This is a genomic window from Streptomyces solincola (assembly GCF_002982015.1).
Classification (GTDB): Bacteria; Actinomycetota; Actinomycetes; order Streptomycetales; family Streptomycetaceae; genus Streptomyces; species Streptomyces solincola.
Genome location: NZ_PVLV01000567.1, coordinates 1 through 1,807, shown reverse-complemented (window position 1 = coordinate 1,807; position 1,807 = coordinate 1). Strand labels below are relative to the sequence as shown.

Genomic DNA, 1,807 nt, shown 5'->3' with positions numbered 1-1,807 from the left:
GGGGCGGAGTCTGGCCGGCCGGAGGGTTGCGGCGCTGCTCCTCTGCCAGACGCCGGCGCTCCGCGTGCTCGCGGTGCGCCAGCTCTTCCGAGCGACGGACCTCCTCCGCCATCGCCTCGTCGTACGCCCGGTTCAGGGTGCGCTGATGGCGCCGCTGCTCCATCCCCGGCGTCTGGAGCCAGCCGCTGTCGGTGTAGCTCCACTTGTGCTTCCCCATCAGCCGTTCCTCGAGGCTGAAGAGGGAGGGGAAGGCCGCGTTGATGATGGCCCACCCGGTGACCATGGGGACGATCTCGGCCTTGAAGCTGGTGAACTCGGACTTGAGTCCGTTGAGCTCGGTCGGAATCCTCCACTTCCAGTCCGCGAAGAGCTGCTCTTCCTTGGCGTCCTCTTCTTCCTTCTTCTTCTTCGCGGCGGCCGCGATCTGCTCCTTGTGAGCCGATACCGCGGCGTCGATCTGCTTCTGGACTTCAGCCGACGTCGTGACGCCCTTTTCGCCCTTGGCTATTCCGTGTGCGGCGAGCGTCGCTTCCAGTTCCGCTGGGGTGACGTAGTCCTCGGCCACAGGGAGCCTCCCGTTTGTGGCGTGGGTTGTAGGCTGCGCACGGCTCGTTAGGGGCATGCGCAACAGGGGGTTTCATGTATCTGGCCTCGGAGGGCCTGCGGACGGCAGCCATGGCGATAGGCATGCTCTGCCTGCCACTCGCCGTCGTCGTCTGCGTGGCGGTTCCCGACCAGCTCCGCGACCGGCGGCTGCGGCGCAGGGGTGTCCAGGCGGACGCCGTCTGCGTCGAGCGAATACGCACCGGAAGTGTCGTCGTGACGGCCATACGCTGCGAGTTCCAGCCGCAGACCGGCGGAACGGTACGGGTGACCGTCAACAGCCCGGTCATTCCACCGGAAGTGGGGCAGGCCCTCAGGGTCGTCTACGATCCGCAGGACCCGAAAACCGCCTCGACCACGCTGCGGCTGCACTCGAACGAGTCCCGCAAGACGTATATCCAGCAGGCGGTGCTCGTGGTCCTCGTGGCCACCGCGGTGGTCCTGGCGCTCCTCAGCTGAAGAACCGCGCCAGCTCCGCCGGGCTCAGCGGCTCCGGTTCCGGTTCGGGGACCGCGGCCGGCTCGGCCGGGGCGGGGGCGCCGCGGCGGTCGCCGTCGCCCGGCCTCGGTACCGGGACGGGGCGCTCCGGGGGTTCGGCGTCCTCGTCGGAGTGGACGGAGGCGAACATCCAGTTGGCGGCGGCGAGGTGGTCCACCACAGCGGCGAGCAGGTAGTCCCCGGTGTTCCACTCCGCGGCCTCGCCGTCGGTCTCGCTCAGCAGCGCGCTGTCCCGGGGCAGGTGCCTGATCAGCACCGCGAGCCGGCGGGTGGAGAGCCGGTCGCGGTGCCAGTCGAGCAGGTCGACGCCGTAGTGGCGCAGCAGGTCGGCTTCCAGGGCCTCGGCGTGTTCGGTGACGAACTCGTCGAGGCTCAGCCTTCCCCCAGGCCGAGCCCGGTTTCCTTGCCGTACGCCTCCAGGATGGCGGCGATGTCCTGCATGGTGACGTCGTGCTTCTCGAAGCGGGCGAACTGCTTGGCGCCCAGCAGCAGCTTGAGCAGTCCGTCCACGTCGTTGTCGTCCAGCGCGCGCAGCCCCTTGGCGGTGGCCCGGGACAGCTCGGTGGGCAGCTCGAAGGTGTCGCCGTCCAGGTCGAACGACCAGTTCTGCCCGAGGGCCTCCATGCGCTGTGCGCGGGCGGCGTTGACGTCGAACGAGGCCATGGATGTGTCTCCGTGTGTGTGGTGGGGCGGGGAGGGGGAGGAA

Annotated in this window: 4 protein-coding genes; 1 reads left to right on the top strand and 3 read right to left on the bottom strand. The window is 69.1% G+C overall.

The annotated features are described in order from the left end of the window. Window positions 1–565: hypothetical protein (locus tag C6N75_RS27305; RefSeq protein ID WP_219852921.1), on the bottom strand; the 565-nt coding region annotated here is incomplete at its 3' end. 74 nt (window positions 566–639) lie between these two features. Between C6N75_RS27305 and C6N75_RS27300 the strand changes: the two genes are divergently transcribed. Further along, window positions 640–1,062 (top strand): hypothetical protein, encoded by a 423-nt coding sequence (locus C6N75_RS27300; RefSeq protein ID WP_105871545.1) that lies wholly within the window; start codon window positions 640–642, stop codon window positions 1,060–1,062. Here C6N75_RS27300 and C6N75_RS27295 read toward each other — a convergent pair. Then, window positions 1,055–1,426 (bottom strand): hypothetical protein, encoded by a 372-nt coding sequence (locus C6N75_RS27295; RefSeq protein ID WP_105871544.1) that lies wholly within the window; start codon window positions 1,424–1,426, stop codon window positions 1,055–1,057. The genes C6N75_RS27300 and C6N75_RS27295 overlap by 8 nt on opposite strands. Before the next feature lie 47 nt (window positions 1,427–1,473). Further along, the gene (locus C6N75_RS27290) at window positions 1,474–1,764 is read right to left on the bottom strand and encodes a hypothetical protein (protein ID WP_105871543.1); all 291 of its coding nucleotides are present in this window, start codon (window positions 1,762–1,764) and stop codon (window positions 1,474–1,476) included. Between the last annotated feature and the right edge of the window lie 43 nt (window positions 1,765–1,807).